The organism is Paenibacillus sp. FSL R7-0179, from assembly GCF_038002265.1.
Taxonomy (GTDB): domain Bacteria; phylum Bacillota; class Bacilli; order Paenibacillales; family Paenibacillaceae; genus Paenibacillus_AQ.
In genome coordinates, this window is sequence record NZ_JBBOCC010000001.1 from 2,141,220 (window position 1) to 2,165,028 (window position 23,809).

Annotated in this window: 26 protein-coding genes; 20 read left to right on the forward strand and 6 right to left on the reverse strand. The window is 49.6% G+C overall.

What is annotated here, in order from left to right; translation table 11 throughout:
* From MKX63_RS09520 to MKX63_RS09600, 17 genes are all read left to right on the forward strand, one after another.
* On the forward strand, positions 1-336 hold the full coding sequence (locus MKX63_RS09520; RefSeq protein WP_341016718.1) for a hypothetical protein: 336 nt from the start codon (positions 1-3) through the stop codon (positions 334-336).
* 152 nt (positions 337-488) lie between these two features.
* Positions 489-1,121 (forward strand): helix-turn-helix domain-containing protein, encoded by a 633-nt coding sequence (locus tag MKX63_RS09525; protein WP_341016719.1) that lies wholly within the window; start codon positions 489-491, stop codon positions 1,119-1,121.
* A gap of 134 nt (positions 1,122-1,255) precedes the next feature.
* Positions 1,256-2,161 (forward strand): hypothetical protein, encoded by a 906-nt coding sequence (locus MKX63_RS09530; protein WP_341016720.1) that lies wholly within the window; start codon positions 1,256-1,258, stop codon positions 2,159-2,161.
* Between the two features lie 134 nt (positions 2,162-2,295).
* Complete coding sequence (locus tag MKX63_RS09535; RefSeq protein WP_341016721.1) at positions 2,296-2,580, forward strand: hypothetical protein; 285 nt, start codon at positions 2,296-2,298, stop codon at positions 2,578-2,580.
* A 218-nt stretch (positions 2,581-2,798) separates the two neighbouring features.
* On the forward strand, positions 2,799-4,034 hold the full coding sequence (locus tag MKX63_RS09540; RefSeq protein ID WP_341016722.1) for an IS110 family transposase: 1,236 nt from the start codon (positions 2,799-2,801) through the stop codon (positions 4,032-4,034).
* A gap of 115 nt (positions 4,035-4,149) precedes the next feature.
* On the forward strand, positions 4,150-4,797 hold the full coding sequence (locus MKX63_RS09545) for a hypothetical protein (RefSeq protein WP_341016724.1): 648 nt from the start codon (positions 4,150-4,152) through the stop codon (positions 4,795-4,797).
* 22 nt (positions 4,798-4,819) lie between these two features.
* A complete protein-coding gene (locus MKX63_RS09550) occupies positions 4,820-5,173 on the forward strand; it encodes a hypothetical protein (RefSeq protein WP_341016725.1) in 354 nt (117 codons plus the stop codon).
* 94 nt (positions 5,174-5,267) lie between these two features.
* A complete protein-coding gene (locus MKX63_RS09555; protein WP_341016726.1) occupies positions 5,268-5,651 on the forward strand; it encodes a hypothetical protein in 384 nt (127 codons plus the stop codon).
* 89 nt (positions 5,652-5,740) lie between these two features.
* Positions 5,741-5,989: a hypothetical protein gene (locus MKX63_RS09560; RefSeq protein ID WP_341016728.1), complete on the forward strand. Its 249-nt coding sequence runs from the start codon at positions 5,741-5,743 to the stop codon at positions 5,987-5,989.
* Complete coding sequence (locus MKX63_RS09565) at positions 5,989-6,546, forward strand: hypothetical protein (RefSeq protein ID WP_341016730.1); 558 nt, start codon at positions 5,989-5,991, stop codon at positions 6,544-6,546. The genes MKX63_RS09560 and MKX63_RS09565 overlap by 1 nt, the downstream gene beginning before the upstream one ends.
* Before the next feature lie 247 nt (positions 6,547-6,793).
* Complete coding sequence (locus tag MKX63_RS09570) at positions 6,794-7,033, forward strand: hypothetical protein (protein WP_341016731.1); 240 nt, start codon at positions 6,794-6,796, stop codon at positions 7,031-7,033.
* Positions 7,034-7,497: 464 nt separating this feature from the next.
* On the forward strand, positions 7,498-9,045 hold the full coding sequence (locus tag MKX63_RS09575; protein ID WP_341016732.1) for a response regulator: 1,548 nt from the start codon (positions 7,498-7,500) through the stop codon (positions 9,043-9,045).
* Between the two features lie 86 nt (positions 9,046-9,131).
* The gene (locus MKX63_RS09580; RefSeq protein ID WP_341016733.1) at positions 9,132-10,955 is read left to right on the forward strand and encodes a cache domain-containing sensor histidine kinase; all 1,824 of its coding nucleotides are present in this window, start codon (positions 9,132-9,134) and stop codon (positions 10,953-10,955) included.
* Between the two features lie 3 nt (positions 10,956-10,958).
* Positions 10,959-12,506: a response regulator transcription factor gene (locus tag MKX63_RS09585; RefSeq protein WP_341016734.1), complete on the forward strand. Its 1,548-nt coding sequence runs from the start codon at positions 10,959-10,961 to the stop codon at positions 12,504-12,506.
* 443 nt (positions 12,507-12,949) lie between these two features.
* Entirely contained in the window at positions 12,950-13,711 is a 762-nt protein-coding gene (locus tag MKX63_RS09590) for a methionine ABC transporter ATP-binding protein (protein WP_341018585.1), read from the forward strand.
* Positions 13,704-14,366 (forward strand): methionine ABC transporter permease, encoded by a 663-nt coding sequence (locus MKX63_RS09595; RefSeq protein ID WP_209994116.1) that lies wholly within the window; start codon positions 13,704-13,706, stop codon positions 14,364-14,366. The genes MKX63_RS09590 and MKX63_RS09595 overlap by 8 nt, the downstream gene beginning before the upstream one ends.
* A 52-nt stretch (positions 14,367-14,418) precedes the next feature.
* Complete coding sequence (locus tag MKX63_RS09600) at positions 14,419-15,246, forward strand: MetQ/NlpA family ABC transporter substrate-binding protein (RefSeq protein WP_445321873.1); 828 nt, start codon at positions 14,419-14,421, stop codon at positions 15,244-15,246.
* 89 nt (positions 15,247-15,335) lie between these two features.
* Here MKX63_RS09600 and MKX63_RS09605 read toward each other — a convergent pair whose 3' ends face one another.
* The 6 genes from MKX63_RS09605 to MKX63_RS09630 all read right to left on the reverse strand — a co-directional run bounded on the left by MKX63_RS09605 (position 15,336) and on the right by MKX63_RS09630 (position 20,850).
* The gene (locus MKX63_RS09605; protein ID WP_341016736.1) at positions 15,336-16,262 is read right to left on the reverse strand and encodes a metallophosphoesterase family protein; all 927 of its coding nucleotides are present in this window, start codon (positions 16,260-16,262) and stop codon (positions 15,336-15,338) included.
* A gap of 39 nt (positions 16,263-16,301) precedes the next feature.
* Positions 16,302-16,643 (reverse strand): DMT family transporter, encoded by a 342-nt coding sequence (locus tag MKX63_RS09610; protein ID WP_341016737.1) that lies wholly within the window; start codon positions 16,641-16,643, stop codon positions 16,302-16,304.
* Positions 16,640-17,587: an HAD family hydrolase gene (locus MKX63_RS09615; RefSeq protein WP_341016738.1), complete on the reverse strand. Its 948-nt coding sequence runs from the start codon at positions 17,585-17,587 to the stop codon at positions 16,640-16,642. The genes MKX63_RS09610 and MKX63_RS09615 overlap by 4 nt, the downstream gene beginning before the upstream one ends.
* 118 nt (positions 17,588-17,705) lie before the next feature.
* Positions 17,706-19,055 carry an ABC transporter substrate-binding protein gene (locus MKX63_RS09620; RefSeq protein WP_341016739.1) on the reverse strand — a complete coding sequence of 450 codons (1,350 nt, stop codon included), beginning with the start codon at positions 19,053-19,055 and terminating at the stop codon, positions 17,706-17,708.
* Positions 19,056-19,089: 34 nt separating this feature from the next.
* Entirely contained in the window at positions 19,090-19,932 is an 843-nt protein-coding gene (locus MKX63_RS09625) for a carbohydrate ABC transporter permease (RefSeq protein ID WP_341016740.1), read from the reverse strand.
* A 36-nt stretch (positions 19,933-19,968) separates the two neighbouring features.
* Positions 19,969-20,850: a carbohydrate ABC transporter permease gene (locus tag MKX63_RS09630; RefSeq protein ID WP_341016741.1), complete on the reverse strand. Its 882-nt coding sequence runs from the start codon at positions 20,848-20,850 to the stop codon at positions 19,969-19,971.
* A 223-nt stretch (positions 20,851-21,073) separates the two neighbouring features.
* Here MKX63_RS09630 and MKX63_RS09635 point away from each other — a divergent pair, with 223 nt between their 5' ends.
* Genes MKX63_RS09635 through MKX63_RS09645 form a run of 3 tightly spaced genes read left to right on the forward strand, consistent with a single transcriptional unit; the run spans position 21,074 to position 23,629 of the window.
* Complete coding sequence (locus tag MKX63_RS09635; RefSeq protein WP_341016742.1) at positions 21,074-21,679, forward strand: GbsR/MarR family transcriptional regulator; 606 nt, start codon at positions 21,074-21,076, stop codon at positions 21,677-21,679.
* Positions 21,676-22,647 carry an EamA family transporter gene (locus tag MKX63_RS09640; protein ID WP_341016743.1) on the forward strand — a complete coding sequence of 324 codons (972 nt, stop codon included), beginning with the start codon at positions 21,676-21,678 and terminating at the stop codon, positions 22,645-22,647. Before MKX63_RS09635 ends, MKX63_RS09640 begins: the two co-directional genes overlap by 4 nt.
* A gap of 28 nt (positions 22,648-22,675) precedes the next feature.
* Positions 22,676-23,629: a helix-turn-helix domain-containing protein gene (locus MKX63_RS09645; protein ID WP_341016744.1), complete on the forward strand. Its 954-nt coding sequence runs from the start codon at positions 22,676-22,678 to the stop codon at positions 23,627-23,629.
* Positions 23,630-23,809: the final 180 nt, after the last annotated feature.

The window sequence follows — 23,809 nt, forward strand, 5'->3', positions numbered from 1 at the left end:
ATGGATAACATCAAAGTCCTTTTTTTAGATGATACAGAACTTGCAGAGTTTGAGGGAAATAGCAAGGGGTATAGAAATGATGTTTATATCGTAGTGCAGAACAAGTTATTTAACATAAAGGTCTATGATATAATAAGGCTTCAACAGGATTATGAACTAGAAGTAGAGACATACGGGTATTATTCAGTAGAACCTAATCTAGTTTTAGTAAAGGATGTAACTAAAGAGGAGATTGAATTTGTTGTTAGAAAGTTATATGGACAAAAATATTTTGAAAGCTTAAAGCCTATTGATGATAAGAATCTTTATGAATTTTTTAATTTAAATATAGAATAATAATTCAAAAAATGCAGTTCAAATAAGTGAAATAAGTATTCTATTAAGATTAAACCACAGGGAGTTCCGACTCCGTGTGGTTTTTCTTTTGACTTAACATTTGACATTCCGAGTATGGCGATATATAATAAATCTCGAAAGGCATACTTAGTATGGCGGTGATTGAGATGATTGGATTACAATTTATAGCTGATACGTTTCACATGGAGTACAAATCGGTAGCAGAAGCCATCGGGGTTTCCAAACAAACATTTCAGGACTGGATCAAGGAAAGACGGAAGATACCCGAACCACGTCTTGAGCAATTGTCTGAGTTATTTGGGATCGAGGATAAGACCCTATTCCAGAAGGAGTTGCTTCCATCTGAAAAGTCGGAAATTTTTATGGTTTACTTAACCAAAACAGATGAACATGAGGAAATCGAAATTATAAGCGTTGATGATGACGGAAACGAGTACACTACAACACAGCACTATTCGCAGAATTTTAGCCTTCTTGAGTATGTTCAAGCAGGACAAAAAAGAGAAAGATTGATCGAACAGGTAAGTTCCTTGCTGAATGCTGATCCAATCAACGAAGGCGCAGATTTCAACCTTTTAGAAGATGCAGTTGCGGTAATCCAAGAACAGAATCGTAATAAAAAGACAGCATTGGAACTGGTCTTATATTATCTCGTTCACCGGGATAACGAATGGGGAGTACATCCCGATTATGCTAAATACGAACAGAAACAGTTCTTTGAGAAGCTTGACAAGCTGTTTGAAGAAACAGGAATTAAACCTTAATGAGGTGGTGAACACGATGAAAAAGATAGACACGAGTTGAACAATTGCCGGACTCCAGCCGTGTGTTCTCATTCTTATAACATCTCCAATCACATCCAATATTTTAGACTACTAGAAGTGAAAGAAGGTTTCATATGTTTGACACTATCATACTGAAAGCAAAACCTATTCCTATTGATCCAGCTATATTGAATCAACATAGCTCTAATTTAACTACATTCTATAGCAAAGAAACAGGTGCATTGAACACAAGCTATACGTTTAAAGGTGAAAAGTTGCCATACATGAAGTATATCGAGGGTAGCCAAACACTCACGGTACAAGTATCCATGCCGAAGTTTCTATATGGAGACAACGTTACGATGCTCACAGAAGCAGATATCCCCTTGTTCTTTGAACAATTGCAAGACAGGCTGCTCCAGCTCTTTGATGTGTATCTTCCACACTCTGAATGGATAATAAGCCGATGTGATGTCTGTTGCAATTTTCAAGTAGGTAAGAAGGTCAGTGAATATGTACGGATGCTAAGTAGGCAGCAGCTTGCTTACAAGAATACAATAGCGTACAACCAAGAACAGACCGTTGAATACCGGAACAAGAGCAGCAGAATTATGTTTTATGATAAGCATAAGCAGACTCGAAAGGAAGAAGAATCAAACGAGATTATTGAACGTTCTAAAGGTATCCTTCGACTAGAAGTCCGACCTAATGACAATGATCTGAGAAGATTCTCGCCAACGAAAAAGGCAGTAGAATTACTCCAAAAACTATTCTTTGACTACACGATGGAGAGGACACTTGTACAGATTGAGTATCCAGAGGAAGTCAGCGATATGGATTTGTCTTGGCTAATGGAGAACAGAGAGAACATATCCAAGATCGAAACTGTTCTTGGTTTCCAACTACTGCAAAGCATGTTTGATGAATCCGTATTAAGGCAGCTTTATACATCATCTACGTATGCCAATCGCAAAAACTTGGCAAAAAAAATAGCAATCCCCCAAGGGAACTGCCTAGATCGTCTTGCTATAAATAGCTAGAAGACACATCCTCACCGACGGACACGTTATTTTGCCGATAACGATAAAAAGTCCAACATGCTGGATGAAATAAAAATAACATAGTCTCTATTGTACTTGAAAATAAAGAGATTTCAACCCCTACCTTCCGGAAAATGTTCACCATTACGATAGATGTGCTTGTGACGATATTACATGAGAAGTATGAATCGCTGGTGGAGCAAGAAGATCAACTTCTAACAAGTCTCCGAACCACTACCGCTTACGAAAATGCCATTTTTCAAATTACACATGAACAAGCTGCGGAAATTGACTTACCGACAGCGGAGAGAATTATAGATAAGATTCACGAATACACAGAAGAACTGCGGCTAGACCTGCTTTATGTACGTCTGGAGAAGTCACATGTTGCTGGGATGTTAAAACTTACAGCTTTCTAAGCATTATCGAAAACAAGAGATTGCTAACGTATCTTTGCGGCATCGACCGCTCGAACTGAGGATGCAAACTTGTTTATCCCTAATGTTTTCGCCACTCGTTTGAGTGGTTACTAATGGGCTGGATACATACAGATCAAGCGATAAGGACAGCAAAGATTCTTGAATGTAACGAATCGAATCCATTAATAACCATTCAAATACAGAGGGAGCAAAAGAAAATGATTGAACAGCAGAATCTAATCTATGTAGGAGTTGACCTGCATAAACAACATCATACAGCCGTCATTATTGACTGCTGGAGCAAGAAACTAGGGGAACTAAAATTCGATAACAAGCCGTCTGCCTTTCCCTTGCTGCTTAAAGAATTAAAAAAGTACATCAAGAAGGGCTTGTCCGTTGTCTATGGACTGGAGGATGTTGGAGGTTACGGCAGAGGGCTTGCCGTGTATCTGAAAGACAATCGTTGCTGGGTGAAGGAAGTGAATGCAAAACTCGCTAACGCCAGACGAAAGAGCCATGTGACTGTTCAGAAGTCGGATAGCTGGGATGCGGAATGTGTTGCCAAGGTGCTCAGAGACGAGTTGGAGCGTCTGCCGGATGCCCAGCCCGTTGATCTGTTCTGGGCAATTAGCCAGCTTGTGACACAGCGCAAATGGTTGTCTAAGATTTTAACGGAAGCGGTAAAAAAGATGCATCAGCAGATTAGCTATTCCTATCCCAGTTACAAAAAGTTCTTCTCTGAAGTAGAGGGGAAAACGGCGCTTGCCTTCTGGGAAACCTACCCTTCACCCTATACTTTGGAGGACATGTCTGAGGAAGCCCTTGCTGCCTTCTTGAGAAAGCACAGCAACAATGGATTGTCTCATAAGAAGGCAAATCAAATTCTTACTCTGATCGACGCAGATGGAGAAACGTATCGGGATTTTCAGGATTCAAGAGATTCAGTTGTGGTGAGTCAGGTGGAATCCGCTCGGTTTTTTCAAGAACAATTGGTCAGTATCGAGGGTAAGATTGAGCATTTGATGCAGCAGCTTGGTTTCCAGCTTGAATCTATGACAGGGATCCATGTGGTGACAGCAGCGCAGCTTGTGGCAGAGATTGGCGATATTCACCGATTCTCTTCCTCCGATAAACTTGCCCGATTCGCTGGCATTGCACCTGTAATTGTAGGTTCAGGAAACAAGTCACGAAACTTCAAGAGTAAGCAAGGTAATCGGGTATTGCATGATATTATCAAAAGCCTTGCGATTCGTCAGATTGGTGTCACCCGTACCAAGAGGGAGCCAAAGAATGCCTATTTTCATGCTTATTATGAGCGAAAGATAGCAGAGGGGAAGACGAAACAGCAAGCGATTGTGTGCTTAATGAGGAAGCTGGTAAATATCATCTACGTCATGATGAAGAAAAAGTCAGCCTACGTGATGCCTAATACACCTGTACAACAGGCGGGATGATAAAATGGGTGGTAGCTGGGATTTCATTCTCAGTTGCCACCATCTTTATTCAAAGTGCCGCTTTATAAACTAGGATACGTATGAGGGGCAGATTACAAATCCGTTGAGTTTGAATTTGTATACGTATGTAGTAAATAATCCATTGATTTATAGTGATCCAACTGGTCATATAATGACAAGAGGCGCTGACAGCATTGGTTCAGATGGTGGTTCAAGTGGCGATGGTTTGGAATTTAAGCATTTTTCAGATATGAATCAGTTTGAATTAACGCAAATTATGGGTGACGGAAGATACTCTATGGATGTAAGAGGAGCAGCCGCATCAGAGTTTGTAAAAAGAAACTTTTTACTTGTGGAGAATGGTGCTATCAAAGTAGCGTCTAATGTAAAAGCATTAATAAGCAGTGCAAAAAAAGCTTTGAAAGTTGAGCGAGTAGTTAATGATTTGGGCAAGTCTGAAAAATTTGCTTTAGGACTTAGGGATTATCTAGACGATTTTGCAGCTGGTCAAGGAGCGAAGACTTGGAAACACTTCGACCAGGATTGGAAAGTAACTGTATTAGAACGACTGAATAATGCAAATGTGAAGATAGAATTTAATCTTACAGGCATAGATAGTCCATGGGCTTCTGTATCAAGGGCAGCTAGAGGGGCGGGGGGAGCAACTGATTGGGAGTTACTTCAAATTAAGTCAAATCCTCAAGTATGGGGAAGAATTACGTGGTATGAGAATGGGAAAAAAGTTCCTAATCCATTTGAGTAATATATGGGAGGCAGACGAAAACATGTTCAAAACATTTGATAGCAGTAGAGTCTTTAAACTTTGGTATTATCACATTAGTCATGGAGAATTACTAGTAAGAAGCATTAAAAGCGCTGATAACGCTAAGAATATTGACATTATTTTTACTGATGTTACTTATGTAGAATTACCATATATCCTTAAAAATTTAAAAATTGAAGAAGCAACGAATGAGGATCTTCTTTATATCAAAGGGAAAATTGATAAGGGTGTGAGACTTGAAAATATCATAGTTCTATCATCAAATGACAAGCGTTATTTTGTAGTAGCATTTAAAATTAAGGTTGTTGAAAATGAATTAGATATGTTTGAACTGCCTTTTAGTAAACTATACTAAAGAGCTGAAGTAATTCTAAAAAAGATCTTGAGGAGATCATTCTTCAAGGTCTTTTTTACCTTTCCCTCTGCAGGGGAAAATAAAGTTTCAGTAGTTGATTGACAATCCTCTGACGCAGAATTTGTATACTTACGTGCATAATAATCCGTTGATTTATATTGATCCAACGGGACATGCAGCTAAAGCATATGATTTTGGGGGAGGTGGAGGCGGATTAATGGATGGTGCCGCCCCAAAACCTAGCTGGTATAAAGCACTAGATAATGCTACAAACCGTGCTGCAAACGTAGTGGATAACAAAGTGGGGGATTTCTGTAATTGGTTTGGATGTAATTCTTTTATTGATGGACTAGTTGGATTGGGACCAGAGCTTGCTTGGGCTCTTGAAATTAGAGCAGCCTCTGGTGCTAGTAAATCGGTTAGCACAGGAGCTTATTTCTCGGAGTATGTAGGAAAAGCGGGAGCATTTGGTAAATAGAAGGAAATTCAATCATAGTTTCACAAAAGGGATTAAATATAGTTAAAACACATCTTGCTAACTTTGACGATTTTGATGGGAATAAAATGATGTTACAAAGATTAGAAAAGGCTCTAGCAAACGGAGATAAATTAACCGGTGCAGATGCTAGCTTTTACTTACATGGGGTTGCTGAATCGACAATGATGGCAGCAGGAATGGATTATAAAGCTGCTCATGAGGCTGCTTTTGCAAAGTATAATGTATCAGAGTTTACTGTCTACCATCCTGAAGTAGTAGAAGCATTATCACAGTGGTTTAACAGTAGTTGGAAAGAATTTTGGGGGTTGAATAAATAATGCAAATTAAATTGGATGATTTAGGTAAATGTAGAAGTGGAAGAGTTTGGGTGGATGAGTTTCCAATTGCCCCGTATCCATCAAGAGAAAAAAAGATGGAAGTCTTTGCTTCAAACACATTAGGTGTAGCTCCATGTTCAATTACTGCTGAACTTATCATAGCCGCTCGAATGGTAAGTAACTATGGATTTGTTGGACTTTCCTATTATCCATCAGTTCAAGATAATTTAGAGGTGGAAGTTGAAATAGGTTATGAAAAAGGTGACATTATTCATGAAGTAATTGCCATGCAACCCGAAGTGGTAAGACTTGGGATACCCGAAGAATATGTAGATGCTATGTTAAGAGAAATAAGAGATTTATCTGAAGATATGACTACTGAGGTACCATCTGGCAAGATATATATATGCATAGGGGCTCATGGATCTGTAGGTTCAAGTTCAGTGAGCTTTAGAAAAGCCATACAAGTTCTTATTAAGCTTTTAACACTAAAAGATCGGAATGTATCTATTATGAAAGAAACGATTGTTAATGTTTTAGATAGCGAAAAAGGATAAATAAAGGATAGAAGTCCGCGGAAACAGACGTCCAAAAGCTGCTCACTCAGGCGGAGGCAGTCTAACTGACTTTAATGAGTGATAACTTAGACAAACGCTTTGAATCTATGTTTACTTAGAAATTCACTGTTTATTAACCTGAAAAATGTATTTTTTTTGGAATGATGATACTAACGGAACAATTCCCGATAAAGTTGAAATTTGGACCAATGAAGGAATTTGCTAATATCCTAAAGGAGAGAGGTCTATGGCGAGGTTACAATGTAAATGTGGTGTAACTTTATCCAATTCTTTATCCCCTAATGATGTTGAACTAAGAGTGTATACAGATAAAGAATGGGATGGCATTATAAATCTGGGAGATTTAATTGACCCAGTTACTATACCAACCCCGAAATATGAGGTTTGGAAATGTGCGAATTGTGAAAGAATTTATGTATTTGATGGAGATACAGTAATAAAAAGATTCGTGGTAGAAACTGAATAATGGGTTTGGTACCGTATGAATCGATCTATAGTGCTGCCTAATCAATATCCAGTGCACGATAAATCTAATTGCTGAAAAGAACAGGGAAGACCACAACCTTACGATAATGGCTGCGGTCTTCCCTGTTTTTAATGAGTAAGTGTAGATAAGAAGAACTGAAGAAATAAACAAAAAGCAAAAAGAAGCGGAGGGGAAATTTGGAGCTGTAGGAGCGGTAGCGACCGCCTGAAAGCTTTTCGAAGGAAAGCTCGCATCGTAAGCATAGGCTGTATTTGGATTTCTACCAAGAGGAGCGTTCCCCATAAGGAAATCCAATTACGGCAGCGGCCGGAAGTCCAAATGTTCACCGCAGGGACGGCCACGCTCTGAGTTTTAAGTTAACATTCACAACCTTAAACTTGTATGTTAGCATTACTTGTAATTCTATTACTTACCAAATTTAGATGATTGAGGTGGGTGAGCTCATGCTAAAAGTCATGATTGTAGACGATGAACCTTGGGTTCTGGAAGGACTCAGGACGATGGTGGACTGGGAGAAATCCGGATTCGAGGTATGTGCCGAAGCGCTTAGCGCCGGTGATGCGCTGCGGCTGATCCGGGAGCACAGGCCGGATCTGCTGCTGACGGATATTAATCTTCCGGTGATGAGCGGCCTGGAGCTGATTGGGGCGGTGAAGGAGACGGTGGACCCGCCGCCCCGGTTCGTGATCCTGAGCGGGTATGACGATTTCAACTATGCCCGGATCGCGCTGCGTCATAAAGTGGACGGCTATCTGCTGAAGCCGGTGGATGATGAGGAGATTGAGGAACTGCTGGGGAAGATCCGTACTATTATCCAAAATGAAACCGCTTCCAGATTGGAGGGGCAGAAGAAGCGCAACATCCTGGTACATAATCTGATCAGCCGATGTGTTCAGGGGGATTGGAGTGAGGAACTGGAACATGCCGCCTCCGGTCTGCTGGGGCTTCAGCCTGATACAGAGCTGCAATGCATTCTTGCTGCTGCCATCTCAGGTTCAGGCACAGTGAGCTTGAACGAAGGGGATACCGAAGGCTTCCCGGAGCACCTGGGCTATGTGTTCCACGACCCGTCCGGAAGGGCCGGACTCCTGGTTCGCTCAGCCGGACTGTCCCCGGAAGCGCTGGAGGCGGCCGCCTCCCAGGTACAGAAGGTGCAGTCAGAGAAGCTGGGGGTGCCGGTGGCTGTAATGATCAGCGGCCGGGGAAGCGGCCTGCGCTCCATCCAGGAGCTGTACACCCAGACGCTTGAGGTCTGGGGGCTTAAGTACCGGAAGGAGCGGGGCGGGATTTTCTACTACAACGATTTGCGTACCACCCGCTTGTCTCCCGAATTCGTTGACGGGCACTTTACGCGTGTGCTGGATGAAGTGAAAGAAGGCGTGGCGGAGAGAATCCTGGCCGCTGCCAGGGAAGCCTTCGCAGCTATGACTGCCAAGAGGGTGAGCATTGAAGCTGCACAGGCCGAGGTAGCCCATCTGGAGATGACCTTATGCCGGAGCATTACCGAGATGCAGGGAGATCCCGACCAGATCATGTGTGCGATGCATAAGGAGTATGGCAACCTGGGCGGACTCGCGGATTATTACAAGCTCAGTCTGTATGTGGACCGGCTCTGCCTGGAGACGGCGGCGTACCTCACCGAGCTACGGGCTAATAACGAGGGGAACACGATCTATAATGTGATTCAATACGTCGATCTGGAATTCCGCAGCAAGCTGCAGCTCCAGGATCTCGCCCGGCAGTTTCATATGAATTCGGCTTATCTGGGCCAGCTGTTCCGCAAGGAGACGGGGCGCAGCTTCAGCGATTATCTGAATGAGAAGCGGATCGAAGCAGCCAAGAGCCTGCTCAAGCGCACACAGCTCAAGATATCGGATATCGCGGTGCAGGTAGGCTTTGCCAATACGGATTATTTCATCGACAAGTTCAAGAATAAGGTGGGTTCATCACCTTCGGTGTACAAGAATGCCCATAAGAATAAATCTAGTTAACCCCGCAAATCGAGGCTTTGGCTTCGAAGGTTACTCAGAACCTTTGCGGAGACCCCGAAATTACAAGAAAGCCGGGTGTGTGTGGGATGACGACAAAACGGATTAAATTCGGCACCATCGTCAATGATATTCCGCTAAGCTACAAGTTCTATCTTATCTACATTGTGGGTGTGCTCCTGCCGATCATGGTGCTGAATCTGGTATTTCTGGAGCGGATTACAGATCTCATCAAATCGCGGGAACAGCAGAATCTGGAGATTTCCATGGAACGGGCGCGGAAGGACATTCATGATTTTATTGAAGGGGGGGTCTCTGTCGGCTACACGCTGGCTGCGGATAAGAACCTGTACGAGATGCTGGACCGGACTTATACGGATTCTATCGAGTTCTACAGCATGTTCAACGAACAGCTCAGAGACCGGTTGAACAGCTATATGCCTGTCAATAATCAGCTGGAACGAATCAGTATTTACACGAATAACCAGACAGTTGTATCCGGGGGCAATTACCAGGTGACGAACAATAAAGTATGGTACAGTGACTGGTACCGGCAGGCGAAGAAGGCCACCACCCAAATATATGTTGCGGCTTACCGGACAACGGAGGAGCAAAATCTGGTCTCGTCCATCCCTACGCTCAGCATTATCAAGACCATGGACAATTACCCTAATCTGAACAATTATGAGAAGGTGCTGCGGATTGATCTGGACATCAGTGAGATCTATGACATTATCGTCCGTGAACGGGATTACCTGAACCTATATCTGATTAATGGGGAGAACAAGATTGTGATGTCAGCGGACAGCGGTTATCAGCACGTTACGGATAATCCCTATCCGGTATTTGATCAGTGGGGCGACAGCCAGGACGAGAGCGAGGGGGTGCGGGTGATGGCTGTAGGGGCGGCGAATTATCTCAAAGGCTGGCGGATTATCGGAATTACGCAAGGAGAGCGGATCTCCCAGGCGGTTCTCGATATCCGGCTGTACGCAGCGGGGCTGGCGACCACGCTTACTCTGTTGACCAGCATATTCATCTACATCATGTTGCGCTCCTATAATTACCGGGTGAAACGCCTGGCCCGGCATATGCAGAAGGTGACGAACGAGAAATTTGAGCTGATTGCTATCGATGAGGGCCGGGATGAGATCGGCAGGCTAATCCACAATTTTAACCGGATGACCTCCAGAATTCACTCCCTGATCAATGACGTGTACAAGCTGGAGATCCAAAGCAAGAACCTGGAGATGGAGCGCGTCAGGGCGGAGCTGAATTTCCTGCAAAGCCAGATGAACCCCCACTTCCTGTTCAACACGCTGAATGCGATTCTGGTGGTCTGTACCAAGAACCAATATAACGATGTCACCGATATTGTGAAAAGCTTGTCGAAGCTGCTGCGCAGACTGCTGAGCTGGAAGGAGGATCTGGTGCCGGTGCGCGAGGAGATTGCATTTATCGACATGTATCTGAGGATTGAGAAATTCAGGTTCAGGGATAAATTCGATTATACCTTTGAGATCGATGAGCAGTCCCTGGATTATAAAATACCGAAGCTGAGCATGCAGCCGCTGGTCGAGAATTCCTGCAAGCACGGCCTGCAGACGATTGAGGGGCTGGGGGTAATCAAGGTGGCTGCGGCCGTGCTGGAAAACAGGCTGCAGATTACAGTATCTGACAATGGTAAGGGCATGGAGCCGGAGAAGCTGAAGGAGCTGATGTTCGCGGTGCGTAAGGAGGATTACTCGGGCACCCACATCGGGATTCGCAATGTATACCGCAGGCTGGAGCTGAATTACGCAGATCAGGTGCGCTTCGAGATATCCAGCACGCCGGATCAGGGAACCGTAGTGACTATTGGCATTCCCCTGAAGCTGCTTGAACAGAATTATTCCCCGGAAAGAGAGGTATAGACGATGAAATATAAAGTGCTGCTAATCGATGATGAGCCTAGCGCTCTGGAAGGTATGGAGATGTGGATCGATTGGCAGGAGCTGGGCTTCGAGCTGTGCGGAACCTGCGGCAACGGCCGGGAAGGGCTGCAGATGATGAAGCAGCTTCAGCCGGATCTGGTCATTACCGATATCCATATGCCGCTGATGAATGGTCTGGAGATGATCGGGGAGTGGCGGCAGGAGGGGAAGGATTCGACGAAGTTCGTCATTCTGAGCGGCTATAGTGAGTTCGAATATGCCCGCACGGCTATCAGCTACGGAATTAATCACTATCTGCTGAAGCCGGTCTTCCCGGAGGAGGCTACCGAGGAGCTGCGGGAGATCCGCCTGGAGCTGGAACAGGAGACGAACCGGAGAAGAATCCATGAGACAGCTTCCGGGGAAGAGGCGGCAACCTTAATCAAAGGGCTGTTATATGGTAAAAAGGGAGAACCCGAGCTTATGGAATGGCTGGAGACTCTGCCCGGCTCGAAGGGAATCCTTTCCTGGAATGTTTGCCTGATCCATACGGTCCCGGAGCTGTACACAGAGGTGAGGAGCCGCACAGTCTCTCTGCTGGCCGGATATAAAGCATTGATAACGATTGATCTGGAGGCGGGATTGCTCGGGATCGTGCACGGGATGACAGCAGGCAGCGGGGACGCTGGCGGCATAGCTGAAGTGCTGGACATCCTGCTGCGCGAGTACGGTGGAGGGAATGTCCATATTGCGCTGGGAACCCCGGAGGACTCCTTGTTCTCCATAGAGGGTAGTTATGGCCGGGCCAAAGAGACTCTGCTGCATTTCTTTTACGAGCCGGAGCAGGCTGGGGTGCTGGCTTACAGTGGGGTGCAGGGCAAGCCCTTCAGTTATCACTATGACCATATCGGGCTGACGGATGCTTTACTGAGTAGCGTGAATCTTCTGGACGCGGACGGCTACCGCGAGGCATTGGAGGCGGCGGCCCGCAGCTTCCGGGAACAGCAGGTGGCGCCGGAGGTGGTGCGCAAATTCGGCATCCACCTCATGTACAGGATCTTCGAACTCGCACCCGGGGCAGAAGCCGCAAGCGAAGAGGGCGGGATGGCCTCGGGTGTTGAGGTATCAGAGATTCAGCAGGCGATGACCCCGCTGAGCGGGCTGCTCAGCCGCTTATTGTCCTACGGCGGAAAGGCCATAGATCTGCTGGTGCGTGAACAGAACTATAAATCGCATGGGATTGTCCGGGAGATCAATCAATACATCGGAGAGCATTATCAGGAGAGCCTGAGCATTCAGAAGTTGGCCGAGATTTTCTTCCTGCATCCGGTATACCTGGGGCAGCTATTGATTAAGAAGAACGGGATGACCTTCAATGAGCAGCTGCATCATCTGCGGATTCAAGCGGCCGCAGAGCTCCTGCGCGGGAGCAGGCTGAAGCTATCGGAAATTGCTGAACGTGTCGGTTATGCCAATTACGGACAGTTTCTGAAACGGTTCGAGAAGGAGCTGCATGTGGGCCCGAATGAGTACCGGAATGCCAAATTCTAAAATTCTCGGGGGACACTTTAGTGCGGTAGTATTTAGGCGGATGTTTACCTCTATAATTTAATTGTGTAAGTGCATACAAAATAAAGACAGCACACTATGTAGGTGCTTTATGGGGGGGCTAAGGAGACAACAGCAATGGATTCAAATTCAGCTAACAATGGAGGAAAGAATGAACCGTTCAAGCTTAGCGCATTTATCGGTATGTCCGGGCAACGGCCGACACCGGATAACTAGATCTGAATAATCCCATAGAGCCACGAGCATCCTTATAATGCTCTGCTCTTCCAAGGAGTTAGCAAGCATTTTGAAAAAAATGATGACACAGCAGAAGAAATACCTTATTATTTAAAGAGATTTTTAATGAAACAGATTTTAAATAATTATAGTACAATAAGTCCTGAGGTTCAGGGAGCATGTCCAGGCAGTCTGTAGGGGGGCTTTATATTCTTTCGCTGAGTCAGGTTAGCAAGAGCTTCGCTCTGAAGGACGGCCCTTATACGGCTGTCGATCAGGTATCGCTTGAAGTACAGGCGGGTGCCATTCATGGTATTATTGGCGCCAGCGGCGCGGGCAAATCCACGCTCCTGCGGCTGATTAATCTGCTGGAGCGGCCGGATGAAGGAACGGTTATAGTTGACGGGCAGCGGCTTACGGAGCTGCCGGACAAGGAGCTGCGCCGGCAGCGGCAGAGAATCGGGATGATCTTTCAGCATTTCAATCTGATCGGCAATGCCACTGTCAGCCGGAATGTGGCGATTTCTCTTGAGCTAGCTGGAGTACCGCGTGCAGGGCGGATGAAGCGGGTGGAGGAATGTCTGCAATTCGTAGGCCTGGCGGACAAAGCCGGGCAATATCCGGCCCAGCTCAGCGGCGGACAGCGCCAGCGGGTAGCAATTGCCCGCGCACTGGCGAACAATCCGAAGCTGCTGCTGTGCGATGAGCCTACATCTGCGCTTGATCCGGGCACCACGGCGGATATTCTGGAGGTGCTGCGCCATATCAATGCTTCTCTGGGCGTAACGATTGTGATCGTTACCCATGAACTGGATGTCGTGCGGAGCATCTGTTCCGAGGTATCTGTCATGGAGGGCGGACGGATCGTAGATTCCTTCTCCCGCGGGGAGGGCGGCTTCCTCCCGCCGGGAACGCATTCAGGCTCCTTCCGGGAGCGGATCACGGGCAGAACGGGGGCCACCCATGTTTGAGAGCATGCTGAAATACCAGGATCAGATGTGGCAGTCTATCGGAGAGACCTTTGTTATGGTCGGTATTTCCATAGGTGCTGCACTGCTGCTGGGCCTTCCGCTGGGGACGCTGCTGTATTTTTGCCGCAAAGGCCAATTATATGAGAATAGAGGACTGTCTCTAGTGCTGAACAGCATCGTCAATGTCGTCCGTTCCTTTCCGTTCCTGCTGCTGGTGGTGGCGCTGATTCCGTTCACCCGTCTGGTTGTGGGTACGGCGATCGGTACACTGGCGGCCACGGTGCCGCTATCCATCGTTGCAATTGCGTATTACTCGCGGCTGGTGGAGCAGTCACTACTGGAGGTTCCGCGGGGAACGATTGAGGCGGCATTGTCGATGGGGGCCTCGAAGCCGGGAATGATTTTCAAGTTTCTATATGTAGAGGCCCGTTCAGGGCTGGTGCTGGGACTTACTGCATCTACGATCAGCTTCATTTCTTTTTCAACCGTAATGGGGGTTGTCGGCGGCGGCGGCGTGGGCGATTTCGCCATCCGTTACGGGTATCAGCGCTTCGAGACAGAAGTGATGATCTACGCCATTCTCGTGATGATTGTACTGGTGCAGCTGATTCAATTCACGGGAAGCACGATAGCCAGACTGCTCGACAAACGCTAGAATACTATACAATAATGGGGGCTTAAGAGAGATCATGAAAAGAACAGGAAGAATGACCACCACGTTTGCACTGGTACTGCTTGTATTGACGCTTGCGCTGGCAGGCTGCGGCAACAACAAAGAAGCTGAAGAGACACCGGCAGCTACCAGCACCGGGCCTGTGAAGATCAAGGTAGCCTCGCTGATTCCGCCAATGACGGATATCCTCGATATTGTGAAGCCTATTCTGAAGGAAGAAGGCGTAGACATGGAGGTTGTTGTGCTGTCTGATAACGTGCAGCCGAACGAAGCGCTGGCGAACAAAGAGGTGGATGCGAACTTCTTCCAGCATGTCCCTTACATGGAGCAGTTCAATGCCAGCAAAGGTGCAAAGCTGGTGCCCGTTCAGCCTGTGTATGATGCCATCTACGGCGGGTACTCCAAGCGCTTCAAGAACATTGCCGATCTGCCGGAGGGAGCAACGCTCGTGATGGCGAATGATCCGTCCAACATTGGACGCTCCCTGCAAATGTTCGCAGATGCCGGATTGATTACGCTGAAGGATGGCATAGGGATTCAGGCTACGCAAGCCGATATTACCGCCAATCCGAAGAACTATAAGTTCGAGGAGGTCGATCTGCTGATGCTGGCCCGGATGCTGGATGATGCGGATCTGGTAGCGATGACGCCAGCCTACGCGAGCCCGCTGGGTCTGACTCCGAAGAAGGATGCGCTGATCACCGAGCGTGAAGATTCAGCCTTCACCATTACCCTCGTTGCCCGTGAGGACAACAAGGATTCCGAGGCCATCCAGAAGCTGGCGAAGGCGATCAGCGGCCCGGAAGTGAAGAAGTTCCTGGAGGATAATTACGCGGACATCGCGTTGCCTGCTTTTAAATAGTTGATAAACGAAAAAGCTGTCCCAAAAGCCATCAAATGGCTGATTGGGGCAGCTTTTTATTGTGAGTAGAACATCAATGATTCCCTAACTTACAGTAGAGCGCTAACAGGATACGATACCTCATATTGCGCAGCTTCAATCCAGGTCCCCGTTGTAAAATCCCGTCCCCGCACAAGCACTTTATCAGCATAGACTTCTATATAATAGCCTTGGCTGCCGTTCTTGTGTTCATCCGCATCCGTCCAGAGGTAGGCTACCGAAGCAGCGTTGAACATCGTAGCCGTCTGTCCGTTGCCGGGAACCATCGTGTTGCTGACCTCCAGCTCCCAGTGGGTATGCCCGGTGAACAGCAGGGTCTGGGGGTGCTGCAACAGAATAGTGCGCAGCTCCTGATCCTGAGTTACCCCGTACCATTCCTGAGATTCCAGAGAACCGGCTACCGTATCCTTCAACGGCTGGTGCAGGAAGAGGAATACGGGCTGATCCGGCAGGTGAGCCTGTTCCGGGTGCGGCTGCATTTGCCCGTCAGGCTCCGGTTTGTCCGGTGCACATTCCCCAAGCTTGCGGTCCAGCCACTGCAGCTGTTCAGCGGATAGATTGCAGAACGTCTGCAGCCCTTCCTCAGTTCCCAGGAAGATGAAATGATACCCGCCGATCCAGTGATCATGATAAGGACCTGGCATCCCCATGCGGGAAGTATACATCGCAAGGCGGGATTCCCAATGTCCGAGGCCGACGTCATGGTTGCCCAGGGTGTAACGAATCTGCGGCAGTGAGGCCTGATGCTGTTCAAGAATACGCTGGACTTCCTCATACTCCTCCGGGAAGCCATTGTTCGTAATATCTCCAATGTGCATGATCCCGCTGCTGCCTTGGGCATGTCCCGCTATGTCCTCAAGTGCCCGTCCGAAGTTCTGATTGTACTCATGCTCGGGATTGGACGTGACATGGGTGTCAGTAATAATCTGGAACGTCAACAGCGGTTCAGTCACGCCGGGTGTGGCGGATGTATTCATAGGCAAGTGAAGCCTCCTTGAAATATTTTATTAGTCAGATTAATGCCCCTTGGCACTAATGTTCAAGCCAACAATCCCGGCTACAATTACAGTCACCCACAGGAGGGAGGGACCCGTCAGCCGCTCTTCGAAAAACAAAGCCCCCGCCAGAGAAATCAGGAGGATACCCGCCCCGGACCATACGGCATAAGCGACTCCAACCTTGATGGAGGTGAGTGCGACACTCAGCGAGGTGAAGCTGATTCCGTAGAATACGAACATCAGCACCGAGGGCCAGGGCCGGGTGAGGCCATGAGACAGCTTCATGGAGACCGTACCGGACAGCTCGAAGACAATAGCCAAGGCAAGAAATACCCAGGCCAAAGCCCCTTCGGCCTTCATCGTGCTATCCTTCGTACGCCAAGCTCAGCATAAGAGGACACGACACAATCTGCATCCGGCAAAAGAACCCCGTCAGCCTGCATGTCTGCCGTCAGCCCGCTTCGGCCCACATCAGCCGCTCCGTGCGCATCACCCGACCCGCTTGCGGCAGATGCCGCCGCAGTAACCCGGCTTGCCGCCTGCCCGTTCCTGCCCGCATTTGCGGCCAGTCCTTCCGCCGCAGCTGAAGCCGCCAGCCCGGCGGTGACTCCGCCGGCAATCCCAATGGCTACGGCAGCGCCCGCAGCCGCAGCCATCCGCATATCTCCGTTCGTATCGCCGATCACGGCGGCTTCAGCCGGAGATACCCCCAGCCGCCCGCAGGCAAGCAGCGCCATGTCGGGGAAGGGCTTGCCCCGCTCCACCTGATCGGTGCCGATCACAGCGGTGAAATACTGGCGGATGCCCAGCCAGCGCAGATGACTCTCGGCTGCCGCAGTTTCATCGGCAGTCACTACGGCCATAGGTATGCCCTGGGAAGCGCATGCGTCCAGAAAGGGCACCAGCCCGGGGAGCGGGCGGACCGGACGGCTCTGCTCCAGCATCGCATCCGCTGCATTCCGGCAGGCGTCCACCAGTTCAACCGCTTCGGCCCAGGATAGGCCAAGAGTATAGCCCTGCCAGGATAGTATGGCATACAGATCGCTCATTGTGCCCATGGCGAGCGGGCCGTTACGGTCGTAATCGGTGATTCTCCCTGCGGCATCATGAACCGTTCCCAGCAGAGAGGACCGGTGCAGCTCAGGAAAGCTCAGGCCGCGCTGTTCAAGCCTCCGGGCGAACTGGTCCAGGAAGCACTCGCCCCAGCTTCCCCAGAGGGATACGAACTGCAGCAATGTTCCATCCTTGTCGAACAGGATGGCCGATACGGGATAGTTTCCTTGCGGAGTATTAAGCTCAATCATGCAGCGTCCCCCTTTTATTAGTAGAACAGTAGTGAAGCTTCCCTGTTCAGATATAGACCACCGCCTTAATCAGACGGCGGTCTATCTGTCCTGCATATCTGCATACCGGCATAACGTTCTATTTCAGCTTATCCAGTGCTGCCTGAGCTGTCTGCTGCGCTTCCTTCAGCGCCTCGGCTGCCGGAATATTTTCAATCTGCACCTTGTCCGCAGCGATCTTAAGCGCATCGTTAATCTTGCCGCCGGTCGGGTCCTGGAACGGAGCGGAAGCATGAGCCGCCTGCTGCAAAGGAATCTTGATCTGCGGGTTGCTCTCACTGAAGGCAACGAAGGCCGGATCTTGCAGGGCGGACTGGCGTACGCTAATATATCCGGTGTTTATGGACCAGAAAGCCGTATTCTCGGAGCTTGTGAAGTAGGTCAGCCATTTCATCGCTGCCTGCTTCTCGGCGTCTCCGGCTTGGGCAGGAATACCGGCCATACTCGCCCCGGCGACAGGTTTGCCTTCGCCGGCTCCGGCCCAGCCTGGTTGCTCCATAGCGGAGACGACGCTGAAATCGAGGTCGCCCTGGTCGCCGCTGGAGCCGGTGTATCCGGCCGCCTGGCCTTTCATCACATCATCAATCGTCTTGTACCAGTACTCCCAGCCTTGTCCGCCGGAATGGATACGCATGGTCTTATCCTCATGAATGGCTTTGCGGAAGAACTCCCAGGTGTCGATCCACTCCGGGGAATCAATCGTGACCTTGGTGCCGTCCTCACTAAGAATACTGCCCCCTTTGCTGAGAGCGGCATCAATCATATTGCCGGAGCCCCACATCGGTTCCCAGCCGTAGAAGGTGGTTTTGCCGCCTTCGGAGACGGTCATCTTTTTCGCGGCCGCAGCGAGGTCTTCCCAGGTCTTAATCTGGCTGGCGTCTATGCCGCTTTTCGCAAAAGCATCCTTACGGTAGTACATCACCTGGGTCGATCCATACATCGGGAGGAAATACTGCTTGCCGTCCACCTGGCCCTGGTTCAGGAAGGTCTGGACGAAATCCTCTTTATTGAAGTCCGGCTGCCCGGCAATCAGCTCATCCATCGGGGCGTAATAACCCTTGCGCGCCCAAGCGATATTGGAGGAGAGAACCACCGCCGGGACCTGCCCGGCAGCAATCGCGGCCTGAAGCTTCTGTTCGGTCTCTGTATAATCCCCCTGCACGATCCCCTTGACAACAACCTCCTGCTGGGAGGCGTTGAATTTCTGAATTAGCGATTCCATGTTTTCACCCAGCTTGCCGCCGAGCCCATACCAGAATTCAATCGTGACTGGTGCGCCTCCTGCCGGAGCAGCATTGGCAACAGGGACTTCGGAGGCTGCTCCGCCTGCTGTGGCTGCATTGCCGGGAGCGGCATTTCCGCCGCAAGCAGTGAGTACGGAGAGTCCGGCGATCAGGGATACTGCAGATACTTTTTTGAAAACGTTCATCATCATTCTCCTCTTGGGTATGGAAGTTTGGGTGTTAGCCTTTGCTTGAGCCTGCAGTCATGTTGACACTTTGCATTATCGTTTTCTGCGCCAGCAGGAAGACTAGCAGCAGCGGGGCAATTGTGAAGGCGCTGGCGGCCATGATGAGCGGCCATTTCAGTCCGTAAGCACCTCCTTCCACGAAGAAGCTGCGCAGACCGGCCGAGACCAGCTGCAGGCTGGGGTCCTTCGTAATGAGCATCGGCCAGAAGTAATTGTTGTATTGGTCAATGAAGGTGATCAGCGCCAGCACGGCGAATGAGGATCTTGTGACCGGTACAAGGATCGTCCAGAGAATCCGCATATGCGAAGCACCGTCTACTTCACCGGCCTCCACCAGCTCATGCGAGACTTGAAGGAAGGCCTGCCTGATCAGGAAGATCGAGAAGATGCTCACACAGTTGGAGAGAATCAGGCCCGCATAGGAGTTCAGCAAGTGCAGCTCAGAGAGGACCAGATAGCCGGGCAGGTAGACTGCCGTTGCAGGAACCATATAACCGAACAGAATCACTCCGGCAAAAACGCCCTTCAGGCGGAATTTCATATGCGTCAGCGCATAAGCCATCATCCCGGAATTGATCGATTGCAGGAGGACAATGGAGACAGCGACGAAGATACTGTTACCCATATATCTGGCGAACGGCGCCTCGTTCCAGGCAGCGGCGAAGTTGCCCCACAGCGGCACCTCAGGCCAGAGGGTGGGCGGGGAACGCCAGATTTCATCATTGGTCTTGAGGGCACTCGTAACCATCCAATAGAACGGGAAGGCCATCAGAAGAGCAAGCGCGGCGAAAAAAATCTGATGGACCAGCCCGCTGATACGTGAGAATATAGGCAAGCGGTGAGACCTCCTTAGGAGTGGATGAGATAGCTTCTATTGATAATGAGTGGTCCGTTTGCTGATCCCGAAAGAGAGGACCGACAGCAGCATGCAGATCAAGACCAGAACGACAGCTACGGAAGAAGCCTCTCCAATCTGGAACGATTCGAAGGCAGACTGATAATATAGATAGAGCAGAGTACGGGTGGAGCCGGACGGGCCGCCCTGGGTCAGCACATTAATCTGGTCATAGGCCTGAAGTGCCGAGACTAGCTGTACCACGAATAAGAAAAGAGTGGTCGGTGAGATCAGCGGCCATGTAATCCGCAGGAACTTCTGCACCGGGCTTGCCCCGTCCAATTCCCCGGCTTCCAGCAGATCGGAAGGCACATTGCGCAGGGCCACCAGATAAAAGATCATTGCCCAGCCTACCGACTTCCAGATCGTGACCAGCAGGACACCGGTTAATGCCCATTTGGGGTCCTGCAGCCAGCCGATGGAGTCCAGGCCGAAGAAGTTAAGCACCGCATTCGCAAGTCCCGCTTCAGGCTGATAGATCCAGGACCAAACGATAGACACAGCGACGGTTGGCGTCACCCAAGGCGAGAACAGCAGCACTTGATATAGTGCCGATCCTTTTAGCTTTTTGTTCATTATTAGGGCCAGCCCCAATCCGAGCAGGATCACCGGCAGCACACTGCCGAGGCAGAAGAGTACGGTCACCCTAAGCGCTTTGTAAAAAGCCGGGTTGCTGAGCAGATCGGTATAATTCTCCCAGCCGACAAAGGTTTTCTCCGGGCTCATGAAATCCCATTCCGTGAAGCTGAGATACAGCACATACAGCAGTGGCGCAAGCCAGAACACGGCGAACGGGATCATGGCCGGCAGAGTGAACAGCACGGGCCTGAGGCCGCTGATTAACTTTGAACGTGTCATTTTCGTCCATATTCTCCATTTCATCCATATTGGTTGATGCGGTATAATGCAGAGGACAGCTCCTCTGTTCAAAAAAAATTGTACACTCATGAGCCAGCCTTGTGGTCAAGCGGGGGTAAAACCCGGTCGGATTTTGTGTAAAATTTGTAGGATGATTACCGTATAGCTGCGGTATTGTGTAGTGTAGAGAGAACGATTCTATGTGAAAATGAGGTGCCACCTGATGAAGCAGGCCGCATTCGGCGAGGAACATACGCACCGTTCGCCCCGGGAGCAGCTGCTCGGCCCGGTGATCGATGCCATAGCCCAGACCATGGATTTATATGGAGCGAATTATTCCTTCGGACAGCTGTACGGGGTGATGTTCTTCGAGGACAAGCCGATGACGCTGGAGGAAATGAAGCAGGTCATGAATATGAGTAAAAGCAACATGAGCTACGGAGTCCGCTCCCTGATCGCCTCCCGGATGGTTACGAAGCTACCGGAGAAGCGTGAGCGGAAGGAGCTGTATGCAGCGGAGACAGACTTCTTCGAGGCCTTCCGGAACTTCTTCACCCTGAAGCTTCAGCGGGAGATCGATGTGATGCAGGAAGCGATGGCAGCCGGGGTCCCGGGCCTCAAGGCACTGGCCCATGCAGCAGACACACCCGAAGAGGAGCGACAAGCCTGCCTCAGAGATCTGGAGAAGCTGGAGCATGCGGCCGAGTACTATGCCTGGCTGCAGCGGTTCGTGTCGGGGCTTGCGGAGGGGAGCATTTTTGGCGGCGGACTGCCGGAGAGTAAGACGAACAGCAATGGTCTTAAGGAAGAAAAGGAGAATACCTTATGAAGAACAAATCACAGGCTAATTCAGTGTATGTAGTGGGAATTGCGCTCTTATTTGTGTATTTATTCTGGGGAGGCACCTATGTCGGCATGAAGATTGCCATCGAGACGATGCCGCCTTTTCTGATGGCGGGGGTCCGCTTTTTCACGGCAGGTGTGGTCCTTTATATCATAGCCAGATTAAGCGGAGCGAAGCGTCCGGTAAAGCGTGAATGGCGCGCCTCAACAATTGTTGGTGCCTTGCTGCTGCTTGGGGGCAACGGGGTTGTAGCCTGGGCAGAGCAAAGGGTCGCTTCCTCCATCGCTTCGCTCATTGTGGCGGCAGTGCCTGTCTGGATGATGCTGATGGGCTGGCTTGGACGCGGCGGCAAACGGCCGAATACCGGAGTCATTGCAGGAATCGCACTTGGACTGCTCGGCATCGCTGTATTGGTCTTCCAACCGGGGAAGGGGGAGACGGGGAGCGCTACTGATCTGTTCGGAATTATTACCGTGCTGGCAGCTTCTATAAGCTGGGCAGTGGGGTCGATGTACTCCCGAAACGCGGCCATGCCGGGCTCACCCTTGATGGCGACAGCGGCGCAGATGCTGACAGGAGGCGCGCTGCTGGTGATATTCTCTTATTTTACCGGCGATTGGTCCACACTTCATATCTCCGGCATTTCTATGCGATCTTACCTGGCTCTGGCCTATCTGATCACCTTCGGCTCCATTGTCGGCTATACAGCCTATATCTGGCTGCTTAAGAATGCTGACGCTACCCTCGTCTCCACATATGCCTTCGTTAATCCGGTAGTCGCTGTGCTGCTTGGCTGGGCGCTGGTAGGCGAACAGCTTACCCTGAACACCCTGATCGCTGCCGTGATCATTATCGGGGCCGTGGTTTTGGTGACTCTTTTCCGAAGTAAGCCACAGCCGGCGGCAACTCAAGCAGCGCTTGATATACAACCGCAGCAGCGGCCGCTAGACTGAGAGCATCTTAGCCGAAGGAGTGATGAGTATGTTTGATATGTTGAAAGTGGGCCGGAATATCGTTAGATTAAGAGGTCTGGCCGGTCTGACTCAAATGGGGCTTGCGGACCAGCTGGGCATCAGTTATCAGGCGGTGAGTAATTGGGAGCGAGGCAACAGTATGCCGGACATCTCCAAGCTTCCGCAGCTGGCAGAAATCTTTGGCGTGGGGATCGATGAGATCCTTGGGGAAGAACAAGGACAGGGCTCCCGCATAATCGGGAGTGTACTGGAGCATGGCGGCACAGATTATTTTGAGCGGGGGGAAGGAACGGCTCAAGAGCTCTCAGATCTTGCGCCAATTCTTCATAATGAGCAGATTGGTGAGGCATTTGAGCATGTGAAGGACGGGGCCGCTGTAGAGGATCTGCTGGCACTTGCGCCATTCCTGAGCGAGGAGACTCTCGATTCATGCGCCAAGCAGGTGTTTGAAAGGGAAGGGATGGAGCCCCTGCTGAAGCTGGCCCCGTTTGTCAGTGAGGAAGTAATGGACGAGCTGGCCAAGCTGGTATATGCCGCAGAGGGTCTGAAGGCACTGGTGGAATTCGCTCCATTCGTTAGTGATGAGATGCTGGATGAGCTGGCCAAGCTGGTATACGCCGCAGAGGGTCTGAAGGCACTGGTGGAATTTGCTCCATTCGTTAGTGATGAAAGACTGGACGAGCTGGCCAAGCTGGTATATGCCGCAGAAGGTCTGAAGGCACTGGTGGAATTCGCCCCATTTATTAGTGATGAGATGGTGGATGAACTTGCTGAGACTGTCTTGATGCAGGAAGGTTCGGAGGCACTGGTATCCCTCGCTCCATTTATTAGTGATGAGATGCTGGACCAACTTGCAGTAGCTATTTCTACAAAAGAAGGCGTTAAAGCGCTACTGCCCCTCGCCCCGTTTCTCAGTGAGGAAATTCTGGATAGCCTTGCTGCGCAAGTCTTCAACAAATAACGACCTTATCCTGTACTCATCAACAGCCGGTACTCTAACAGAGCATCCGGCTTTTTGGTATGCTTTTATCCCATGTGTATAGAGCTTTTCGGCCGACAGGCATCGCCCAGACGCCCAAGTCCTGCAACCATCCCCGACTAAGGTCCAGTACATAAAACCGTCCACAGTCTGTTTTGAAAG